The 17,043-nt window shown below is 74.2% G+C and carries 16 protein-coding genes; 7 read left to right on the top strand and 9 right to left on the bottom strand.

What is annotated here, in order from left to right:
• Positions 1–7: 7 nt before the first annotated feature.
• On the bottom strand, positions 8–796 hold the full coding sequence (locus tag HD597_RS28400; RefSeq protein WP_253745910.1) for an oxidoreductase: 789 nt from the start codon (positions 794–796) through the stop codon (positions 8–10).
• Positions 797–907: 111 nt separating this feature from the next.
• Between HD597_RS28400 and HD597_RS28395 the strand changes: the two genes are divergently transcribed.
• Positions 908–1,483 (top strand): TetR/AcrR family transcriptional regulator, encoded by a 576-nt coding sequence (locus tag HD597_RS28395; protein ID WP_253745909.1) that lies wholly within the window; start codon positions 908–910, stop codon positions 1,481–1,483.
• 7 nt (positions 1,484–1,490) lie between these two features.
• On the opposite strand, the gene HD597_RS28390 is transcribed toward HD597_RS28395, so the two are convergent.
• Together HD597_RS28390 and HD597_RS28385 are read right to left on the bottom strand one after the other, a co-directional pair.
• A complete protein-coding gene (locus tag HD597_RS28390) occupies positions 1,491–2,180 on the bottom strand; it encodes a DUF3152 domain-containing protein (RefSeq protein WP_253745908.1) in 690 nt (229 codons plus the stop codon).
• 79 nt (positions 2,181–2,259) lie between these two features.
• Positions 2,260–3,495 carry an NAD(P)/FAD-dependent oxidoreductase gene (locus HD597_RS28385; protein ID WP_253745907.1) on the bottom strand — a complete coding sequence of 412 codons (1,236 nt, stop codon included), beginning with the start codon at positions 3,493–3,495 and terminating at the stop codon, positions 2,260–2,262.
• 150 nt (positions 3,496–3,645) lie between these two features.
• On the opposite strand from HD597_RS28385, the gene HD597_RS28380 reads away from it, so the two are divergent.
• Entirely contained in the window at positions 3,646–4,530 is an 885-nt protein-coding gene (locus tag HD597_RS28380) for a hypothetical protein (RefSeq protein ID WP_253745906.1), read from the top strand.
• Between the two features lie 11 nt (positions 4,531–4,541).
• Here HD597_RS28380 and HD597_RS28375 read toward each other — a convergent pair whose 3' ends face one another.
• From HD597_RS28375 to HD597_RS28360, 4 genes are all read right to left on the bottom strand, one after another.
• Positions 4,542–4,991 (bottom strand): hypothetical protein, encoded by a 450-nt coding sequence (locus HD597_RS28375; protein ID WP_253745905.1) that lies wholly within the window; start codon positions 4,989–4,991, stop codon positions 4,542–4,544.
• A gap of 77 nt (positions 4,992–5,068) precedes the next feature.
• Entirely contained in the window at positions 5,069–5,998 is a 930-nt protein-coding gene (locus tag HD597_RS28370) for an AfsR/SARP family transcriptional regulator (RefSeq protein WP_253745904.1), read from the bottom strand.
• Between the two features lie 177 nt (positions 5,999–6,175).
• Positions 6,176–6,847 carry a TetR/AcrR family transcriptional regulator gene (locus tag HD597_RS28365; RefSeq protein ID WP_253745903.1) on the bottom strand — a complete coding sequence of 224 codons (672 nt, stop codon included), beginning with the start codon at positions 6,845–6,847 and terminating at the stop codon, positions 6,176–6,178.
• A 215-nt stretch (positions 6,848–7,062) separates the two neighbouring features.
• On the bottom strand, positions 7,063–7,995 hold the full coding sequence (locus HD597_RS28360; protein ID WP_253745902.1) for a zinc metalloprotease: 933 nt from the start codon (positions 7,993–7,995) through the stop codon (positions 7,063–7,065).
• A gap of 169 nt (positions 7,996–8,164) precedes the next feature.
• On the opposite strand from HD597_RS28360, the gene HD597_RS28355 reads away from it, so the two are divergent.
• The 5 genes from HD597_RS28355 to HD597_RS28335 all read left to right on the top strand — a co-directional run bounded on the left by HD597_RS28355 (position 8,165) and on the right by HD597_RS28335 (position 12,786).
• Positions 8,165–8,998, top strand: a complete 834-nt coding sequence (locus HD597_RS28355) for a MerR family transcriptional regulator (protein WP_253745901.1) — start codon at positions 8,165–8,167, stop codon at positions 8,996–8,998.
• Positions 8,995–11,178, top strand: a complete 2,184-nt coding sequence (locus HD597_RS28350) for a prolyl oligopeptidase family serine peptidase (RefSeq protein WP_253745900.1) — start codon at positions 8,995–8,997, stop codon at positions 11,176–11,178. Before HD597_RS28355 ends, HD597_RS28350 begins: the two co-directional genes overlap by 4 nt.
• Positions 11,179–11,268: 90 nt before the next feature.
• Positions 11,269–11,553: a hypothetical protein gene (locus HD597_RS28345; protein WP_253745899.1), complete on the top strand. Its 285-nt coding sequence runs from the start codon at positions 11,269–11,271 to the stop codon at positions 11,551–11,553.
• A gap of 67 nt (positions 11,554–11,620) precedes the next feature.
• Positions 11,621–11,902 carry a hypothetical protein gene (locus HD597_RS28340; protein WP_253745898.1) on the top strand — a complete coding sequence of 94 codons (282 nt, stop codon included), beginning with the start codon at positions 11,621–11,623 and terminating at the stop codon, positions 11,900–11,902.
• A 119-nt stretch (positions 11,903–12,021) separates the two neighbouring features.
• On the top strand, positions 12,022–12,786 hold the full coding sequence (locus HD597_RS28335; RefSeq protein ID WP_253745897.1) for a CAP domain-containing protein: 765 nt from the start codon (positions 12,022–12,024) through the stop codon (positions 12,784–12,786).
• A 358-nt stretch (positions 12,787–13,144) separates the two neighbouring features.
• On the opposite strand, the gene HD597_RS28330 is transcribed toward HD597_RS28335, so the two are convergent.
• Complete coding sequence (locus HD597_RS28330) at positions 13,145–16,129, bottom strand: sugar-binding protein (RefSeq protein WP_253745896.1); 2,985 nt, start codon at positions 16,127–16,129, stop codon at positions 13,145–13,147.
• A 14-nt stretch (positions 16,130–16,143) separates the two neighbouring features.
• Positions 16,144–16,944, bottom strand: coding sequence for a carbohydrate ABC transporter permease (locus HD597_RS28325; protein ID WP_253745895.1), 801 nt, complete (start codon positions 16,942–16,944; stop codon positions 16,144–16,146).
• Positions 16,945–17,043: the final 99 nt, after the last annotated feature.

Below are 17,043 nucleotides of genomic sequence, written 5' to 3'. Positions count from 1 at the left end.
CGATAGGTCAGACGGTCTTGATCGTTCCGCCGTCGATGACGTAGTCGGCGCCGCTGACGCTTCCCGCGTGCGGCGATGCCAGCCATGTCACCAGAGCGGCGACCTCGTCCGGTTCGACGAACCTACCGGTCGTCATCCCGGCGTTCGACGGCAGCCCCGCCAGGAAGTGTTCGTGGTCCACGCCGTGGGCCTGGGCCAGCGCGGCGCCGTACCCGTCGGGGGCCTGCCACATCGAGGTGAGCACGGCTCCGGGGGAGACCGTGTTGACCCGCACGCCCTGCGGGCCGAACTCCTCCGCCAGGGCCTTGCCGAAGGCGGTCAGCGCGGCCTTGGCCGTGGCGTACGCGATCGGCCCCATGCTCGGCAGCCGGGCGCTGTTGGAGGAGATGTTGATCACCGTGCCGTGACGGCGTAGCAGGTCCGGCATGGCGGCGCGGGCGGCGCGCACGGCGCTGAGCAGGTTCAGCTCGTGGACCTGGTGCCATGCCTCGTCGCTCACGGTCAGGAACCCGCCGACCAGGGTGGCGTCCGCGTCGCCGCCGCCCACGTTGTTGACCAGCAGGTCGATCCCGCCCAGCTCGGCCGCCGCCCGGCCGATCACCTCGGCGGGCCCCTCGGGGGTGGACAGGTCGGCCGTCAGGATGACGGCGCCGGTCTCCTCCAGCGCGGGAGACGTCGTACGGGCGGCGGCCGCGACGCGCACGCCCTCGGCCGTCAGCGCCCGCACGATGGCGAGGCCGATGCCCCTGCTCGCGCCGGTCACCACAGCGGTCTTGCCGGTCAGTCGCATGTCCATGCTCGAGTGCTCTCCGTTAGTCGCATCAGTTGTGACGCGGTCAATCTAGAACTTGCAACACCTATGACGCAAGTTCGAGGCTAATAAGGACGATGCCGTAACCTGTCCGGTGTGAGTGAGACGACGCGAGCCCTGCGGTCCGACGCCGAGCGCACGGTGCGCACGATCCTGGAGGCCGCCGAGCGCGTGCTCAGCAGAAATCCGGCGGCCAGCATGGAGCAGATCGCCGAGGCGGCCGGGGTGGCGCGGACCACCGTGCACCGGCGCTTCGCCTCGCGCGAGGCGCTGGTGGACGCGATGGCGGCGTGGGCGAACCAGCGCTTCGCCGAGGCCATCGACGCCGCCCACCCCGAGACCGCCCCGCCGCTCGTCGCCCTCTACCAGGCCACCGTCAACGTGCTGCGGGTGAAGATCGACTGGGGCTTCGCGATGAGCCGCATGTTGTCCGACGACCCGGAGGTGGCCAGGGTGCACGCCGAGGTCGACGCCCGCTGCGAGCGGCTGTTCGGCAGGGCCAGGGAGGCGGGCGTGCTGCGTGCCGACGTGGACCCGCTCTGGGCCAGGCGGGTCTACTACGCGCTGTGCCACGAGGCGGCCCAGAGCCGCGACGGCGAGCCCGACGCCCTGGCGGCACGCCTGATCGACACGCTGCTGCGCGGGGTCGGCACCGGGCAGGGCCTGGCCTGAGAGCCCGCTACCGCTCGTCGGGGCCGCGGTGGGGGAAGGGCCACGGGTTGGGGCGGCAGCGGCCCAGCGACTTCGACTGCTGCGCCATGACCGGGGCCGGCCGCCCCGGGCCGGGGCAGCGCCGGTGGTGCTGGCCCAGGCCGTGGCCGACCTCGTGGCTGATCAGGTAGCGGCGGTAGGCGGCCAGGTCGCCGCCGTACTGCGGGACGCCCTCGGCCCAGCGCAGCGCGTTGATGACCGAGCGGCGGCCGTTCCAGCAGGACAGCTCGCCGCCCGTGCGCAGCGGCAGGCACTGGCGGATGGTCAGGCGCGGGCTCGACAGCGCGACCCGCACCCGCACTGGGCCGTGGTCCACCCGCTGGAAGCGGCCCCAGCCGCGTACGTCGTTGAGCGTGCGGTGCACCTCGGCGGCGAACTGCGCAGGATCGAACGGCAGGCCGCGTTCCACCTCGACGAGGTAGCGCATCACCTGCCCGCGGCCCCGTCTGGCGGGCGCGCCGCCCCGGACGACCGCGTAGCGGCCGGAGGCCGAGTGCGGGACCCGCACCTTCTCGGGCGCGGGGGCGGGCGCGGGCGCGATGGGCCTGGGCGGTGGCACGGTCCTCGGCGGGGGAGGGGGCGGGGGCGGCGCCGGCGGCTGGGCCGCGCACCCGGCGGCCGCCACGAGCAGCAGCAGGAGCAGTGCCGGCAAGCGCAAGGCGGCCTCCCCACATCGTCACGGTGGGGAGGTATCCGATGCTACGTTGCCGCTTGTCCCGCTTGAGGGGCCGGGGTGCCTATAGTCCGATTCGAGGGGGCGCGTACGGCGTGATGTCGAGCGGCGGCGCCTCGCCGAGCGCGAGCGCCGCGGCGATCCCGCCGGTGAACGGCCCCGCCGTCAGCCCGTACGCGCTCAGCCCCGTCGCCACCACGACCCGGTCGGTCAGCGGCCCGATCAGCGCCCGCCCGGGTGCGTACACGGGCCGCAGGCCGACCCTGGTCTCCGTGACCGTCGCGCTGAACAGCCCGGGCGCCACCCGCAGCCCCGCCTCGATCACCTCGTCCAGGCCGCCCATCGTGACCCGCGGCGAGAACCCCACGTCCTCGACCGTCGCCCCGACCACCACCCGGGAGTCGGGGAACCCCAGCAGGTACGGCCCGGTCCTGGGCAGGATGATCGGCCACCACGCGGTGTCCACGCCCTCCATGGTGGCGTGCAGGATCTGCCCGCGCCGGGGGAAGACCGGCAGCTCCACCCCCAGCGGCCGGCACACCTCGCCGGTCCACGCGCCGGCGGCCACGATCACCGCGTCGGCCTCGACCGGGACGCCCTCATCCGTCAGGCGCAGCGCCTCCGGGCTCGCGGGCGTCACGGGGGCCGGGGCCGCGCTCAGCGGTGCGGCCTGCCGCCACGACGTGTGCTCGCCCTCGTCCGCGGGCGCGCCGGCGGCCGCGGGGCTCCACCGGGTGCCCTCCCCGGTGTCGTCGGCCCGGTGCAGCAGCACCCGGCCGTCCGGGGTGAGCGTGGCGACGCCCGTACGCACCTCGGCGCCCCTCGCCACGGCGGCCCGCAGCAGCGCGTCGCGCACCGAGCAGCCGTCCACCCGGGCCGCGCCCGGCACGAGCAGCGCGCTCAGGCCGTCCGACAGCGGCGGGAACAGCTCCGTCGGCGTGTCCACGTCCACCACGTCGCCCATCTCGGGCGCGGCGGCGTGGCGGCGGCGCAGCAGCGCGCGCACCGGCTCCAGGTCCACCGGGTCCTCGGCCACCAGCAGGGCGCCCACCTTGGCGTACCCGATGTCCTCGCCCAGCTCCTCCACCAGCGCCGGGTAGGCGCGGGCGCCCTCGCGGGTCAGGTGGTACCAGTCGTCGTCCTCCGGGTGGTCCACCCACGGGCACACGATGCCCGCGCCCGCCCGCGTCGCCCCGCCCTGGCAGCCGGCGTCCACCACGGTCACCGCTGCGCCCCGGCGGCTCAGGTGGTACGCCGCGCCGGCCCCCACGATGCCGCTCCCGATCACCACAACACGCATAATCACAATGATCGCAGCCGGGGTGACCTGGGCCGACGACCGGATGGCGCACTTGCCGCGCGGTATACCCCGTCACGGGCTACTCCGTGCCTGAGAGGGAGATTCGATCACGACTGTCCTGCTCGTGCCGCGGCGGTCTAGTCTCAGCGCATGGATGTCGCGGTCACCAGGATCGAGCTGCCGCGCCCCGTCCACGCGGCGGCGTCCGACGGGTCGACCGTCTGGTGCGCCGCGGGTGACGGGGTACGCGTGTACACGCCGGCAGGCCGGCCCCTGGAGGGCGGCGGGACGGCGACGGAGCTGCGCTCGCTGGCGGCGGTGCCCGGCACGGTGACCGCCACGGGCGCGGTGCCGGGCACGCTGGCGGAGACCGTGCTGGTGCCCAGGGCGTTCATGGGGCCGTCCGCGCCCGACCCGCTGCCGGACGGCACGCTCGCGGGCGCCTCGCCCGGGCTCGTGCACTGGCTCGACCCGTCGGGAGCGCCGATCGCGGGCGCCCGTTTCGAGGGCCGGGTGGTCGCGGGCGGCGGGGCGATCTGGGCCGTCGGCGGCGGCGTGGCGCGCCGGCTGGTCGAGCCGGGCCGGCTGGGTGAGCCCCTGGAGTTACCTGGGCTGGACGCGTGCGCCGTGGAGGGCGAGCGGCTGTGGTGGACGTCCACGCGCGACGACGTGCTGCGCGGCGGCCCCAAGGAGGTCGAGCTCGGGCGGCGCGAGCGCGGCGCGATGACCGTGTGCGCCGGGTCGTTGTGGATCAGCGTGACCGGCGGGCTGCTGCGGGTCTCGGCGTGGTCGGGCGAGCCGGGGCGGCGGGTGCGGGCGCCTGAAGGGCCCGTGCCGTTCCTGGTGTGCGCGAACGGGGTGCTGGTGGGCGCCGGCAGTGAGCTGTTCGTGCTCGCCCCGGCCGCCGGCGCCCCGCTCCGCGTGATCAGGCTGGGGCTGGACGCGCCGCCCGCGCTGATGATCGCCGCGGGGCGGCACGTCTGGGTGTTCCCGGAAGGGCGGCCCGGCGCGCTCATCGTGACGCCGTCACCCTGATCCCGTGTTCCTTAGGGGATCTTGTACTCCTGGGCCTTGCCGCAGTAGCTGATCCCCATGGGCGAGTTGCTGTGCCGGCACACCTGCACGACCGCCCGGTCGATGCTCAGCAGCCCGTTGCTCAGCTGGAAGGCGAACTTGACCTGCTCGTCGTCCGCCTTGTACGTCTCGGAGTCCACGAGATCGGCGCCCCGGTAGCCGCTGATCGTGACCGTGGAGTGCAGGTCGTCGGGGAAGCAGATCGTCGGCAGCGCCTCGTCGGACAGTAAGCCTTCCACGTTGACGACGGGGCGGATGACCGGCCCGTCGTACCGTTCGAGCGTGCCCTCCGCCACGCCGCGGCGGCACGTGTCGCCCGAGTCCGCGGCGAACTTCACGGCCTCGGCGGCCACGGCGGGCGGTGCGGCCAGCAGCCCGGCGGCGAGCACGGCGGTCATCGTCAACCCTGCGAGCAGACGCACGACATCACCTTCCGTTGTGTGAGGGGAATCCGGTCACCCATCCTGGACGGCGCCCGCCGCCCTGCCTGTGCCCTCGGTTACACCGCGCTCCACACGAACGCCAGGAACCTGCGGTCCCCCTCGCCTCTGCCCGAGATCACGCACAGCCCTTCGCCCTTGCCCGGCATCACGCACACCCCCTCGACCTTGCCCGAGATGTCGCACGCCCCCGCGCACGGCTCCACGACGCCCGAGAACATCGCCACGCCCGGGAACGTCGCCACGTCCGGCGGCGGGCCGGGCCGCAGCAGGGAGGCGTGGATGCGGCGCAGCTCGGCCGAGGGGTCGGTGCCCAGCTCGTCGGCCAGGCGGCGGCGCAGCCGTTCGTACAGGGCCAGCGCCTCGGCCTGCCGCCCGCACGCCCCCAGCACCACGAGCAGGCGACCCCACAGCGACTCCCGCAGCGGATGCCCGGCGGCCAGGCCGAGCAGCTCCGCGACCAGCTCGCCGTGGCGGCCCGCCGCCAGCCCCAGGTCGACCCGCCGCTCCACGGTGCTCAGGTGCAGCTCCTGCAGCGACGGCGAGACGGTCGCGCGCAGCCAGTCGGAGTCGACGTCCTCGAACGGCTGGCCGCGCCACAGGCGGCTCGCCTCCTTGACCAGCGCCGGCTCCGCCGCCGTACCGCGCGACCTGCCCGCCTCGGCCACCAGCGCGCGGAAGCGCAGCACGTCCACCTGACCGGGATCGACGTCCAGCAGGTAACCGTCCGGGGCCGTGCGGATCGCCGCCGGGCCGATCGCCCGGCGCAGGCGGGTGACGTACGTCTGGACGCTGCGCCGCGTGTTGGCCGGCAGCTCCTCCCCCCACAGGGCCAGCGCCAGCCGCTCCACGCTCACCGCGTCGCCCGCGAACACCGCCAGCACGGCCAGCAGCGTCCGCAGCCTGCTGGTGGTGAGCCGGACCTGCGCCCCGCCCCGCCGCACCTCCAGCGGCCCGAGTAACGCGATGCTCAGACCTCCTCCATCCATACGATCCACTGTCGCGCGGCGGCCGGATCGGGGCATCCGCCGCTCGGCCCTCGCTCCGCTACGCCGCGCGCCGTAGCGACGGCCTACCGAGAACCGCCCTGCTGGAGTACGCGGGCCGCGCGGCCGCTACGACTGTGGGGCCGTTACGACTGCGAGCACGCTACGACCATCGGACCGTTACGACGGCGGGGGTGTGGCGGCCTTGGCGGCCGTGCGGCGGGCCGCGAGGCCGTCGAGCACGAGGCCGAGCTTGCGCGCCAGGTGCTCCCCTGGCGCGTCGATGATCCGCTCGACCGCGGCCCGCACGCCAGGGGAGTAGTGCCGCAGCGTCACGGCCATCGACGGGGAGGGCCGTGACGGGTCGTCGGGGTCGCGCAACCGGGCCAGCTGCGCGGCGCCGTCGTGCATCAGGTCTACCACCGCGTCCACCGCCAGCACGGCCTCCTCCACCGGGAACCCGAGCCCCACCAGGCCCTCGACGAGCAGCTCGAAGCGGCGACCGGCCACCCCTGCCAGGCCCGCCGAGCTCTCCGGCACCAGCCCGGCGTAGCGGGTGAGCAGCTGCAGCCGGGTGGCCGCCTCCTCCTCCAGGTACGCCCGCCACCCCCGCTCCGGCGAGGGCAGCGGCGTCGCGGCGAACACCGTCTCGACGGCGGCGGCCACCAGGTCGTCGAGGCTGTCGACGTAGCGGTAGAGGCTTGCTGGGGCGGCGCCGAGCGCGGCGGCGACCGAGCCGATGGAGACGTGCTCGACGCCGAGCTCGACGGCCGCCTTGACGATCTTCTCCCGGCTGAGCCTCGGCTTGGGACCCGGCCGGGGACCGGCTCGGCGGGACGCTTCTGGCAGCACCAGCCGAGCCTAACGCGCCGCGCCCGGCGCGAGCATTCACAACGGCACGCGACCAAGGCCCGCCTGTCGCGGGCACTCACAGCGGCACGCCCTCCGCCCACCTGCCAGGGATGTTCGCAGCGGCATGCGCCCGGGCGTGACGGAGCGCCGGGCGGCGCACCGGGCAGGGCCCGCCGGTCAAGCCGGGGAGCGGTGTGCCGGGCGGGCCCCGCCGGTCAAGCCGGGGAGCCGAGTCGCATGCTCTGCCTGACCTGCGGCGACAGGAACGACGACCGCGGCCCGGCCAGCGCCGCGTCCATCCGCTCCGACTGACCCTGCGTGAACATGTACATGGACGCGTCCTCCACGTAGTCCATGTAGTTCATGAACATGTCGCCGTTGGGCCCGTTGTCGCAGCTCAGCTTGGGAAAGGCGGGCGTGCCGCGGTTGTGGCCGCCCTGGTTGGGGGTGTCGTCCACGAAGTCGCTGCCCGAGCAGCCGTCGCCGTCGTCACCCCAGATGTGCCGGAGGTTGAACCAGTGCCCGATCTCGTGGGTGGCGGTGCGGCCGCCGTCGTACGGAGCCTCGGCCGTACCGGTCGTCCCGAACGCGCGGTGCAGGATCACGACCCCGTCGATCTCGGCGGGCCCGCCGGGGAAGGTGGCGTACCCGAGCGCGCTCCGCAGCTCGCACACCCACACGTTGAGGTATCGGTCGGCGGGCCAGGCGCCGGACCCGCCCCGGTCGCCCAACTTGACCCCGTGATCCGGCTCGAACCCCTCGACGGAGGTCTCCTTGCGTACGACGCCGGAGGTGGGGTTGCCGTCGGGGTCGGTCTCGGCCAGCTTGAACTCCAGTCGCGCGTCGGCCACGAGGTCCCTCCACACCTCCGGCACCTTGTCCACGTCCGGGTTGGCCCGCCTGAAGTCCTCATTGAGCACCTTGAGCTGGCTGTCGATCTGCTCCTGGCCGATGTTCTGCTCGGGCGTGTGGTGGACGACGTGGACCACGACCGGGATCGTCACCACCTCCTCCCTGGCCGCGGCCCTGGCGTTCTTCCTGGCGAACGTCTCGTTCTCGATGGCGGCCAGCGCCACCGCGTAGCGCGGGGACGTGGCGATGAGCTGGTGGTGCACGGGCATGGTCGCGCAGCGGTCGTCACTGGGCACGGGGGCTCCCTTTCCATGGCCGCGGGGGGCGTACGCCGGAGGGATCGGGGGACGCCGCACCACCCGCTGGGGATGTTGGCTTTCCGCATCCCTACCCTCTATGTAGTCGTTCAATCACACAGAGTGAGGAGTTGAACCTCCCGCCACGTGAGGTCCTACCGTCGTACCCGTGACCGGCAACGACGACGGTGAGCGTCGATGGAGCATCGGTGAGCTGGCCAAGGCCAGCGGGGTGACCATCCGCACGCTCTACCACTACGAGGAGATCGGCCTGGTCCCGGCGAGCGAGCGCACCCCGTCGGGCCACCGCCGCTACACCGAGGCCGACCTGCGGCGGCTCTACCGCGTGCGGGCGCTGCGCGGCCTCGGCCTGACCCTGGAGGAGATCGGCCGCGTCCTCGACCGCTCCTCCGACGACCTCACCGCGCTGCGCGCGCTCCTCGGCGCCCAGCTCGCCGAGCTCGACCTCCAGGCCGCCCGCGTCGAGCAGCTCAGAGAGCGGATCGGCGGCCTGGTGACGCTGCTCGACCAGGCGGTCATGCCCGACCCCGAGCGGGTCATGGCGGCGCTCGAGCTGCACTCGGTGTACGAGTCGTACTTCGACCAGGAGCTGCGCGACCACCTGGCCCGCCGCAGGGCGGAGCTCGGCCAGGACAGGATGGCCGGCTACCGCGCCGAGTGGCTGGCCCTGCTGCGCGAGGGCCGCAGGCTCATGCTGGCCGGCACCCCCGTCGAGGATCCTCAGGTGCAGGAGCTGACCGGGCGCTGGGAGGCCATGGCGGCCGGCGTGCAGGTGGGCGACCGGGAGGTGGCCGAGCAGCTCAATGACGCCGGCATGGCGCTGTGGCGCACGGCGGGCGCCCGGCTCAGCGCGGAGATCAGCCGCCAGATCGACTGGCTGGAGGCCGACGACCTGCCTGCCATCATCGACTACTTCCAGCGCGCCAGGGCGGCGCGGGGTCCCTTCCCCGGGCTTCGACCATCGGCAAGGAGAGTTCCATGAGCATGTCGTATCCCGCCGCGCCCGTGCGGCCGGAGCGCAACGAGGTCGGCGGGCTGGTGTTCGACGACCCGTACCAGTGGCTGGAGGCCGACGACGGCGACGGCGTGGCCGCGTGGCAGCGGGCCCAGGACGAGCTGGCCCGCTCCCACGTGCACTGGTGGCCGCACTACGAACGCCTCGCCGCCCGCGTCGGCGAGCTGGTCGAGCAGATGGACGCGCGCAACCTCGTGGTGCCCGTCCGGTACGGGCCGCGGTGGTTCCGCGGGCGCGTCCCGGACGGCCGCGACCTCATGACGCTGGAGGTCGCCGACGCCGTCACCGGCCCCTGGCGGACGGTGCTCGACCTCAACGAGCTGTCCTCCGGCGGCACCTCGCTGCGCATGAGCCCGCAGCCCTCGCCCGACGGGCGGCTGCTGGCGTACTCGCTCGACGCGTCCGGCCGGGAGCTGCCCGAGCTCAAGGTGATCGACATCGACACGGGCGAGGTGCTGCTGGACGGCGTGCCGCAACAGCGCCCCGGCCTGGTCGCCTGGCTGCCGGACGGCACCGGCTTCTTCTACATGGCCAACGCCGAGCCGGATCCCACGCCCGGGTCGGGCTCCGGGCGGGCGGCCGGGGCCGGTCGGGCGGTGGCGGGTCGGGCGGTGGCGGGTCGGATGCCGCTGCGCTGGCGGCTGTTCTTCCACCGCCTCGGGCAGCAGCCGCCCACCGAGCCCGAGCCGCTTGACATCCCGCACATGTACGCCATCCCCAAGATCTCCCGCGACGGCCGGTGGGCTCTCCTCCAGGTCGACCACCTGCGCCCCCGCCCCCACTTCCTGGCCCGCCTCGACGGGCCCGAGGGCGGGAGCGGGCCGCCGTCCTGGCAGTGGCGGGAGTTCATCACCGACACCGAGCACCTCTACAAGGGCGTGCTCACCGGCGACTCCTACGTGGCCGTCACCACGGCGGGCGCCCCGCGCGGCCGCCTGGTCCGCATCCCGCTCGACAGCCCGGGCGACCCCGCCTCCTGGACCGAGCTGATCCCCGGAGGCGACGCCGTGCTCACCGGCGTCACGCTGGCAGGCGACCGGCTGGTGCTCGGCGAGCTCGTCGACACCGTCTCCCGCATCCGCGTCCTTGATCTCGACGGCAAGGAGCTCGGCGAGGTGCCCCTCCCCGGCCCCGGCTCGGTCAGCTCCGTCGCCCAGGGCGTCATCGCCCTCGGCGTGATGGACCAGGTCATCGGCTGCGACGACGCCATCACCTTCGCCTACACCTCCTACACGCAGTCCCCGACGGTCTACCACTACTGCCTCGGCACCGGCGTGCTGACCGAACTCCAGGGGTCGGGCCACACCCTGCCCGGCCTGGTCACCACCCGCATCTGGGCCACGTCCGCCGACGGCACCCGCGTGCCCTGCACCCTGGTCCACCGCGCCGACCTCGACCGCTCCCGCCCGCAGCCCGCCCTCATCCACGGGTACGGCGGCTTCAACGTCGCCGAGCTCGCCTCGTACCTGGGGCCGGTGGCGGCGTTCGTCGAGGCGGGCGGCGTGTACGCGCACGCCCACGTGCGCGGCGGCGGCGAGTTCGGGCTGCGCTGGTGGGAGAGCGGGCGGCTGCACGCCAAGCAGAACAGCTTCGACGACCTGTACGCCATCGCCGAGCGGCTCATCGCCGACGGGATCACCGCGCCCGACCGGCTGGCCGTGCAGGGCGCCTCCAACGGCGGCCTGCTCACCGGCGTGGCGGTCACGCAACGGCCCGCCCTGTGGCGGGCGGTGGTCTGCGGCGCGCCGAAGCTGGACCTCATGCGCGTCGCCCGCGACCCGGTCGGCACGGCCGCCACCCTCCCCGAGTACGGTAACCCGAACGACCCCGCCGACGCCCCGGTGCTCATGGCCTACTCGCCCTACCACCACGTGCGGCCCGGCACCCCGTACCCGGCGATCCTCCTCGACGCCGGCGCCAACGACCCGCGCTGCCCGGTCTGGCACTCCCGCAAGTTCGCCGCCCGCGCCCAGGCCGCCACGACCTCCGCGCATCCGGTGCTGCTGCGGGTCTGGCCAGGGGCTGGGCACGGCGGGGCGACCTGGACGACGATCGTCGAGCAGCAGGCCTACTGGCTGGCGTTCGTCATGCGCGAGCTGGACGTCGTCCCGCTTCCCCGCCCGGCCGCGGACGAGACCCGGCGGTGATCGTCCTGTCGCTCCGATGCTCTACCGTACGGGCGTGGGCGCCGCGCACGCGCGGCCCCGGCAGCGACGAGACCCCGGAGGAAGCGCCGAGTGGACCACCAGTGCATGCGCCCCGGCTCCATGAGCCACAGCCCCTGGCAGTGCCCGGAATGCGGCACCTCATGGAAGCCGCTTCCGCTCGCGGCGGTGTATCCGGCACCCGAGCCCGACAGACCCCGCATCAGCAGGAACACTCTGGTGGTCGTGCTGTCCGTCGCCGCCGGGGCGGTGTGCATGGCCGCGGCGACGATCTCGATGGACGCGTTCACCATCGCGGTGTGCGCCGTCGTCCTGGTCGCCCTGATCTGCGCGTACCGGCTCAACAGCCGGCAGTGAGGAACGCATACACGGAGGTGACGAATCACATCTGGGTGCCCCCGGCGGCGGCTTCTACGGTCAGGGCATGACCTTCCGACGACGGGCCGCCCGCGCGGCGGGGATCGCCGTTCTGACCTTATCCGCGCTGTCCGCCCCGGCTCGGGCGGACGGCTCCCACGAGTGCTTCTCCGGGGAACGCAGCCCGGCGGGGGGCGCGTACACGCTGACCGGCTGGGGGTGCAGCGGGGCCGGGTACGCCGACGTGACCGTCATCATCCGGCTCGGCGCCGCGGCGGGCACCTACGTGTGCGATCACGTCTTCCCGTGGAACGGCACCCTGTCGGGGAACGGGTGCCGGATCTCCTGATGGCGGGCGCACGAGGGCGGTCGTCCGCCTTCGACCGGCCCCTGTTTGAGTAAGGGCTACTCATGCCCGCGGCCCAGGCCCGGCCTTATCACTGGAGGACCCAATCAGAAGGGGTCCTCATGAGTGACCTTTCGCCCATCGTCCAGACCCGGGCCCGGCACGTCCAGACCCGGGCCCGGCACGTCCTGCGCCTCCTCGCCGCCGCGGCCACCGCCAGCGCCGTCGCGTCGGCAGTCCCGGCGCTCAGCGGTACGGCGCGGGCCTCGGCCGCTGCGAGCGGAGCCGTGTCGGGTGTTCCGGCGCTCAGCGGCACGGTGCAGGTTCCGGCCGCAGGGGGTGGTGCGGTGCAGGATGCGTCCGGGGCGGGGATCGGATGTGATGTGGCGGCGGCGTACTACGACGTGGCTCCGCAGAGCGGCAACATCGCCATGGTGCGCCAGGCGGTGCTCTGCCTCATCGACGCCGAACGGGTCAGGGCCGGGCTCCGCCCGCTCACCCGCAACAGCGCCCTGGACGCCGCGGCGGCCTCGCACGCCGACGCCGCCGCCCGGCTGAAGTGGTGGCGGCCGGGCGCGAACTCGCACACCAACCCGCAGACCGGCTCCACCCCGGGCAGCCGCATCACGGCCGCCGGCTACTGCCCGAACCCGCTGTCGTGGGCGTACGCGGAGACCACGTACACGGGGTGGGGCGGCTCCGGCACGCCGAGGGCCGCGGTGCGCTGGTGGGTGCACGTCAGCACGTACGGGCACCGCCAGATCGTCCTGAGCCCGACCCTGGCGGACGTCGGCGTCGGCGCGGCGGCAGGGGCGGCGGATCCGGCCGGGGCCGGGGCGAGCGGCGGGGGCACGTTCGTGGTGGACTTCGGACGCTGCCAGCGATAACGGCACCCTCCGGCGCCCTTCCAGGCACCCCGGCGCTGCTTGTGATCTGGGAACATGCCGTGGCGCTGCTGCTCGTGTCAGTCAACGCGGGTGCGCTCTCCGCGTTGGGCATGAGGCCGCCATCGCGAGCGTGCTGCATTGCTCTCGTCCGGTTTTGCGCTCGCCCTGGTCCGCGTGCTGCACTGCCCGTGTCCCGGGCACGGGCCCGCCATCGCGCCGCGTGCAGCGCTGCTCTCGTCCGGTTTTGCGCTCGCCCTGGCCCGCGTGCTGTACCGCCCGTGTTCGCGCAAGGGGCGGTCGCCCCACCCGGTCACGTGTGCCGGGCGGGGCGACGGCTTGCACGCCTACCCTCCCCAGCTCACCGCACGGGCACTTGCGAGGCGGCCGTTGCGCCGCCTGGAGCCTGCCAGCCGGCCACCACCGTCGGGCGTGCGTCCAGTGCGCGGGTCAGGGGGACGGTGACGGTCGTGGTGCCCCTGGTGGAGATCGTGATGACGCGGCTGCCCGCGGTGCCCCGGCCGTCCCGTACGAACAGGTGGGCCTCACCGCGTGAGGCGGCGCGCAGGGTCACCTTCACCGCGTCGCGACCTCCGGTGGCCGAGACGGCGCGGCCGGTCTGCGCGGGCGGGGCCGCCGCGCCCGAGGGCGGGACGTGCACCCGTACGGACTGCTCCAGCGACTGCGGCGAATCGAGGCTCGACAGGGCCGTGTCCGGGATGACCGGGTCCGGCGGGGTGGTGGGGCGGTCCGGCGGGGGCTGGTAGCCGGGCAGGGTGGCGACGCCCCACCGGTACGGGTCGCCCTGTACGCCGCCCCACGTCGACCAGCCGATACGGGTCTGGCCGGTTCTGTCCTGGGTGTCGGAGTCGTAGACCAGGATGTTCAGGCCCAGGTGCGCCGGGTCGACGGCGCCGGGCAGGACCGCGAGGGGGATGGACATCTCCACCGTGTACTCCCCGGCGGAGACCTTCGAGGCCACCCGCATCCCCGGGGCCGTCTCCTCGCCGGGCCCCTGGCGGTTGTCGGCGTCGCGCAGGTGGCAGGGCGGGCCCTCGGCGGTCGCCGGCAGCACCGCGGTCTTGAAGGTGGTGGAGGTGTTCTCGGAGGTGCCGCGCGGGTCGAGGGTGACCTCAACCGAGTCGGTACGCCAGTGCCGCTTGCAGTCGGAGGCCGCCAGCCGGGTGCCGAGGACGTCGTCCCGCACGTGCACCAGCACGTACAGCGTGTCGTCGTGCCAGGTCAGCTTGGCCGTGCCGGAACAGTCGGCCGCCGAGGAGCACGCGGTGCCCTCCCAGAGGCGGGAGATGTCCAGGGCGGGGCCGCCGTACTCGCCGCCGGCCTCGGCGCCGTCCACGGCGGGAGCGGCGGACGCCTGCGGCACGGTGGCGGCGGGGACCAGCTCCAGGGCGGGGCGGCTGGTGGTGGTGCCGTCCGCGCCGGTGGTGGTGATGGTGTAGGCGTAGTCGCCGCCCTCGTTGGAGGTCTTCAGGGTGGGGTCGGAGTTGGTGACGGTGAACGGCAGCGTGGTCGTCGCTCCCGCCGCCAGGCCGGTGTACGACGCCTGCGCGCGGTCGGCCGTGAAGCCCGGTGGCAGGTCCACGCGTACGGTGCCGGAGGCGGGCGCGTCGCTGACGTTCGTGACCACGACGCCGACCTGCCTGGTGCCGCCCGACGGGAGGGTGAGGACGGGGGTGACCAGGCCGCGCAGCTGTGGCACGCCCGTCTTGGCGGTCCACTGCTCGTACTGGGCCACCTGGGGGAGCGGCTGCTGGGCAGCTCGTACGGAGCGGACGACCTCCACCTGCCGGTCGGTGTAGCCGCCGCCCCGCTCCGTGGTGAGCGTGGCCGCGATGCGCGCCCGGCCGAGGGCGGCCTGCGCCGGCGGTGTCACCTTGAACACCGCCGTGCCGCTCCGCCCGGCGGCCAGCCTGCCCAGCTCCACGCCGCCTCGGGCGGCGGGGGAGGTGCTGCTCGGGGTGGCAGAGGAGCTGTCCGGTGTGGTGGCCGCGGTGCTGTCCGGGGTGGTGGGGCTGGGGCCGTCCGGGGTGGGCGAGGCGCCGCCGCCGGCCGCGGAGAGCGGGGCGGCGGTGCCGGTGCTGACCTGCCAGCTCTCCGGGACGCGCAGCGTGACCGAGGAGCGGCCGAGCGGCTCGCGAGGCGGCGCCTTCACCGGTACCTCCACGGTGAACGGCGTGCCGGGGCGCACGTCGAAGGTGCTGGTACGCAGGCTGAGCAGGGTCCCGAGCGGGGCGGTGCCGCTCGCCCTGGTCAGCGCCCCGTCGAGGATGGCCGTCGGGGCCGCGGCGGCCGGGGTGCCCGGCTCCGGGAACGGCACCCGCGCGTCCACCTGCGTGAAGAAGTCGCAGCCGAGCTGGGCCGGATCGGACGGCACGTCGGGGAAGCCGGCCCAGCCCTGGGAGGCGTACACGCGCTGCGCCTCCCGCTCCACGGCCGCCCACGTCCTGCCCCGGCTCGGCGAGGCACGCCCGCTCCACACGCCGAACACGTTCTGCGCCGCGTTCGCGGGACGGAACGTGGAAGCGCAGCCGGGGCCGGTCTGCGAGGTGCCGCGCGCGCCGCCGGTGAGCAGGCGCGCCGGCGCGAAGGGGCGCAGGCCCTCCTCGCCGATCTGCCCGGGGAACGCCTTGGGGTCGGCCGCCGCGTGGAACGCCTCGATGGCCAGCCGGGCGGCCTCCTGGTGGTTGCCGTGATTGCCCGGCGTGGGCGCCGGGTCCATGGTGAGCAGGATCTCCGGACGGGTCAGGCGGATGAGCCGTACCACCTTCTCCAGGGTGTCGCCGCCCCACACCTGGTCGGTCAGCGGGGCGCTGACCGTGTAGTAGAAGTCGACGTCGTCGAGGTTGAACACCTCGCTCACGCCCGCCTTCCCCACCGCCGTCCGCTCCTCGGCCTCGCGCAGCAGCCCGAGCGCCGGGCCCTCCTCGGGCCCGACGGCGTTCCCGCCGCCCTCGCCCCTGGTGACGGTGACGACGCCGGTGCGCACGTCGTGGTCCTCGTTCCACTGGCCGAGCGTGGACAGGGTGAACGCCTCGTCGTCGGGATGAGCGCCGATGAACAACGCGTCGAGGTCCACGGGCGCCGCGGCCCCGGACGGGGCGGATCCAGACGCGGCTCCGGGGGTGGAGGGTTCGGACACGGTCCGGGCGGAGGACACCCCGGATGCGGCCCCGGCCGGGGGCGCCGCCGAGGCGACGGGCGTGAGCGCGGCCGCCGGCACGGCGGGTGCGAGCGCGAGGGCGAGCGCCGCCGCGACGGCCGGCGCCGCCCGGCCGCGCCGGGAACGGGCGTTGGGCGCGGGTCCGGTGAGAGCGCTGACGTGCATCGGAACCTCCCGGGTTACTCGCGGACCGCCCCCTGGAGCAGCCCGCGGACGAAGTGGCGCTGGAGGAACAGGTAGAAGATCACGACAGGCGTGGCCACGATGACCGAACCGGCCGCCAGCAGGGTGAACCCGGAGGTGTACTGCCCCTGGAAGAAGGCCAGCCCCAGCGGCGCCGTGCGCAGCGACTCGCTGGTCACCATGATCAGCGGGATGAGGAACTCGTTCCACGTCCACATGAACACGAGCACGGTCAGCGTGACCACCGCGGGCCGCGCCGCGGGCAGCAGGACCTGCCACAGGATGCGCCAGCTCGACGCGCCGTCGATGCGGGCCGCCTCGACGATCGCCCGGTTCGAGGCCAGGAAGTACGCCCGCATCCAGAACGTGCCGAACGCCACCGACAGCGCCACCTGCGGCAGCGAGATCGACCAGAACGTGTCGATCAGCCCGAGCGAGCGCAGGTCGAAGTAGAGCGGCACCGCCACGGCCTCGCTCGGCATCATGATCCCGAGCATGAACAGGTAGAACAGCAGGGACCGGCCGCGGAAGCGCATCGTGCCGAACGCGTACCCGCTCATGACGGACAGCACCACGCTGACGACCACGACGAACACCGACACGGCCAGGCTGGTGCGCAGGTAGGAGCCGAACCGGCCGATCTCCCAGGCGGCCGCGAAGTTCGCCAGGCCGGCGGTGCCGCCGCTGTCGGCGGGGCCGAGCGCGGCCGACAGGATCACGACGATCGGGTAGAGGGCGAAGGCGGCGAACACCGACAGGATGACGTAGTTGGCCACCCGCTCCCCGCGCGAGATCACCACGCCCTCCCGGACGCGCGACGACGCGGGTTCACGTGGCCCTCCTGCATGTGGGAGTGTGGCGCGGGTTCACGTGGCACTCCTGCGAGTCCGGCGCGG

The sequence above is a fragment of the Nonomuraea thailandensis genome (assembly GCF_024172165.1).
GTDB classification, from domain to species: domain Bacteria; phylum Actinomycetota; class Actinomycetes; order Streptosporangiales; family Streptosporangiaceae; genus Nonomuraea; species Nonomuraea thailandensis.
Note: the sequence above shows the minus strand (reverse complement) of the source record. Positions and strands in the feature narration are given on the sequence as shown.

Excerpts from the sequence above, each read along its gene's own strand:
- HD597_RS28400 (WP_253745910.1), bottom strand. The coding sequence starts at position 796 with ATGGACATGCGACTGACCGGCAAGACCGCTGTGGTGACCGGCGCGAGC.
- HD597_RS28385 (WP_253745907.1), bottom strand. The coding sequence starts at position 3,495 with ATGCGTGTTGTGGTGATCGGGAGCGGCATCGTGGGGGCCGGCGCGGCG.
- HD597_RS28380 (WP_253745906.1), top strand. The coding sequence starts at position 3,646 with ATGGATGTCGCGGTCACCAGGATCGAGCTGCCGCGCCCCGTCCACGCG.
- HD597_RS28370 (WP_253745904.1), bottom strand. The coding sequence starts at position 5,998 with ATGGATGGAGGAGGTCTGAGCATCGCGTTACTCGGGCCGCTGGAGGTG.
- HD597_RS28350 (WP_253745900.1), top strand. The coding sequence starts at position 8,995 with ATGAGCATGTCGTATCCCGCCGCGCCCGTGCGGCCGGAGCGCAACGAG.
- HD597_RS28340 (WP_253745898.1), top strand. The coding sequence starts at position 11,621 with ATGACCTTCCGACGACGGGCCGCCCGCGCGGCGGGGATCGCCGTTCTG.
- HD597_RS28335 (WP_253745897.1), top strand. The coding sequence starts at position 12,022 with ATGAGTGACCTTTCGCCCATCGTCCAGACCCGGGCCCGGCACGTCCAG.
- HD597_RS28330 (WP_253745896.1), bottom strand. The coding sequence starts at position 16,129 with ATGCACGTCAGCGCTCTCACCGGACCCGCGCCCAACGCCCGTTCCCGG.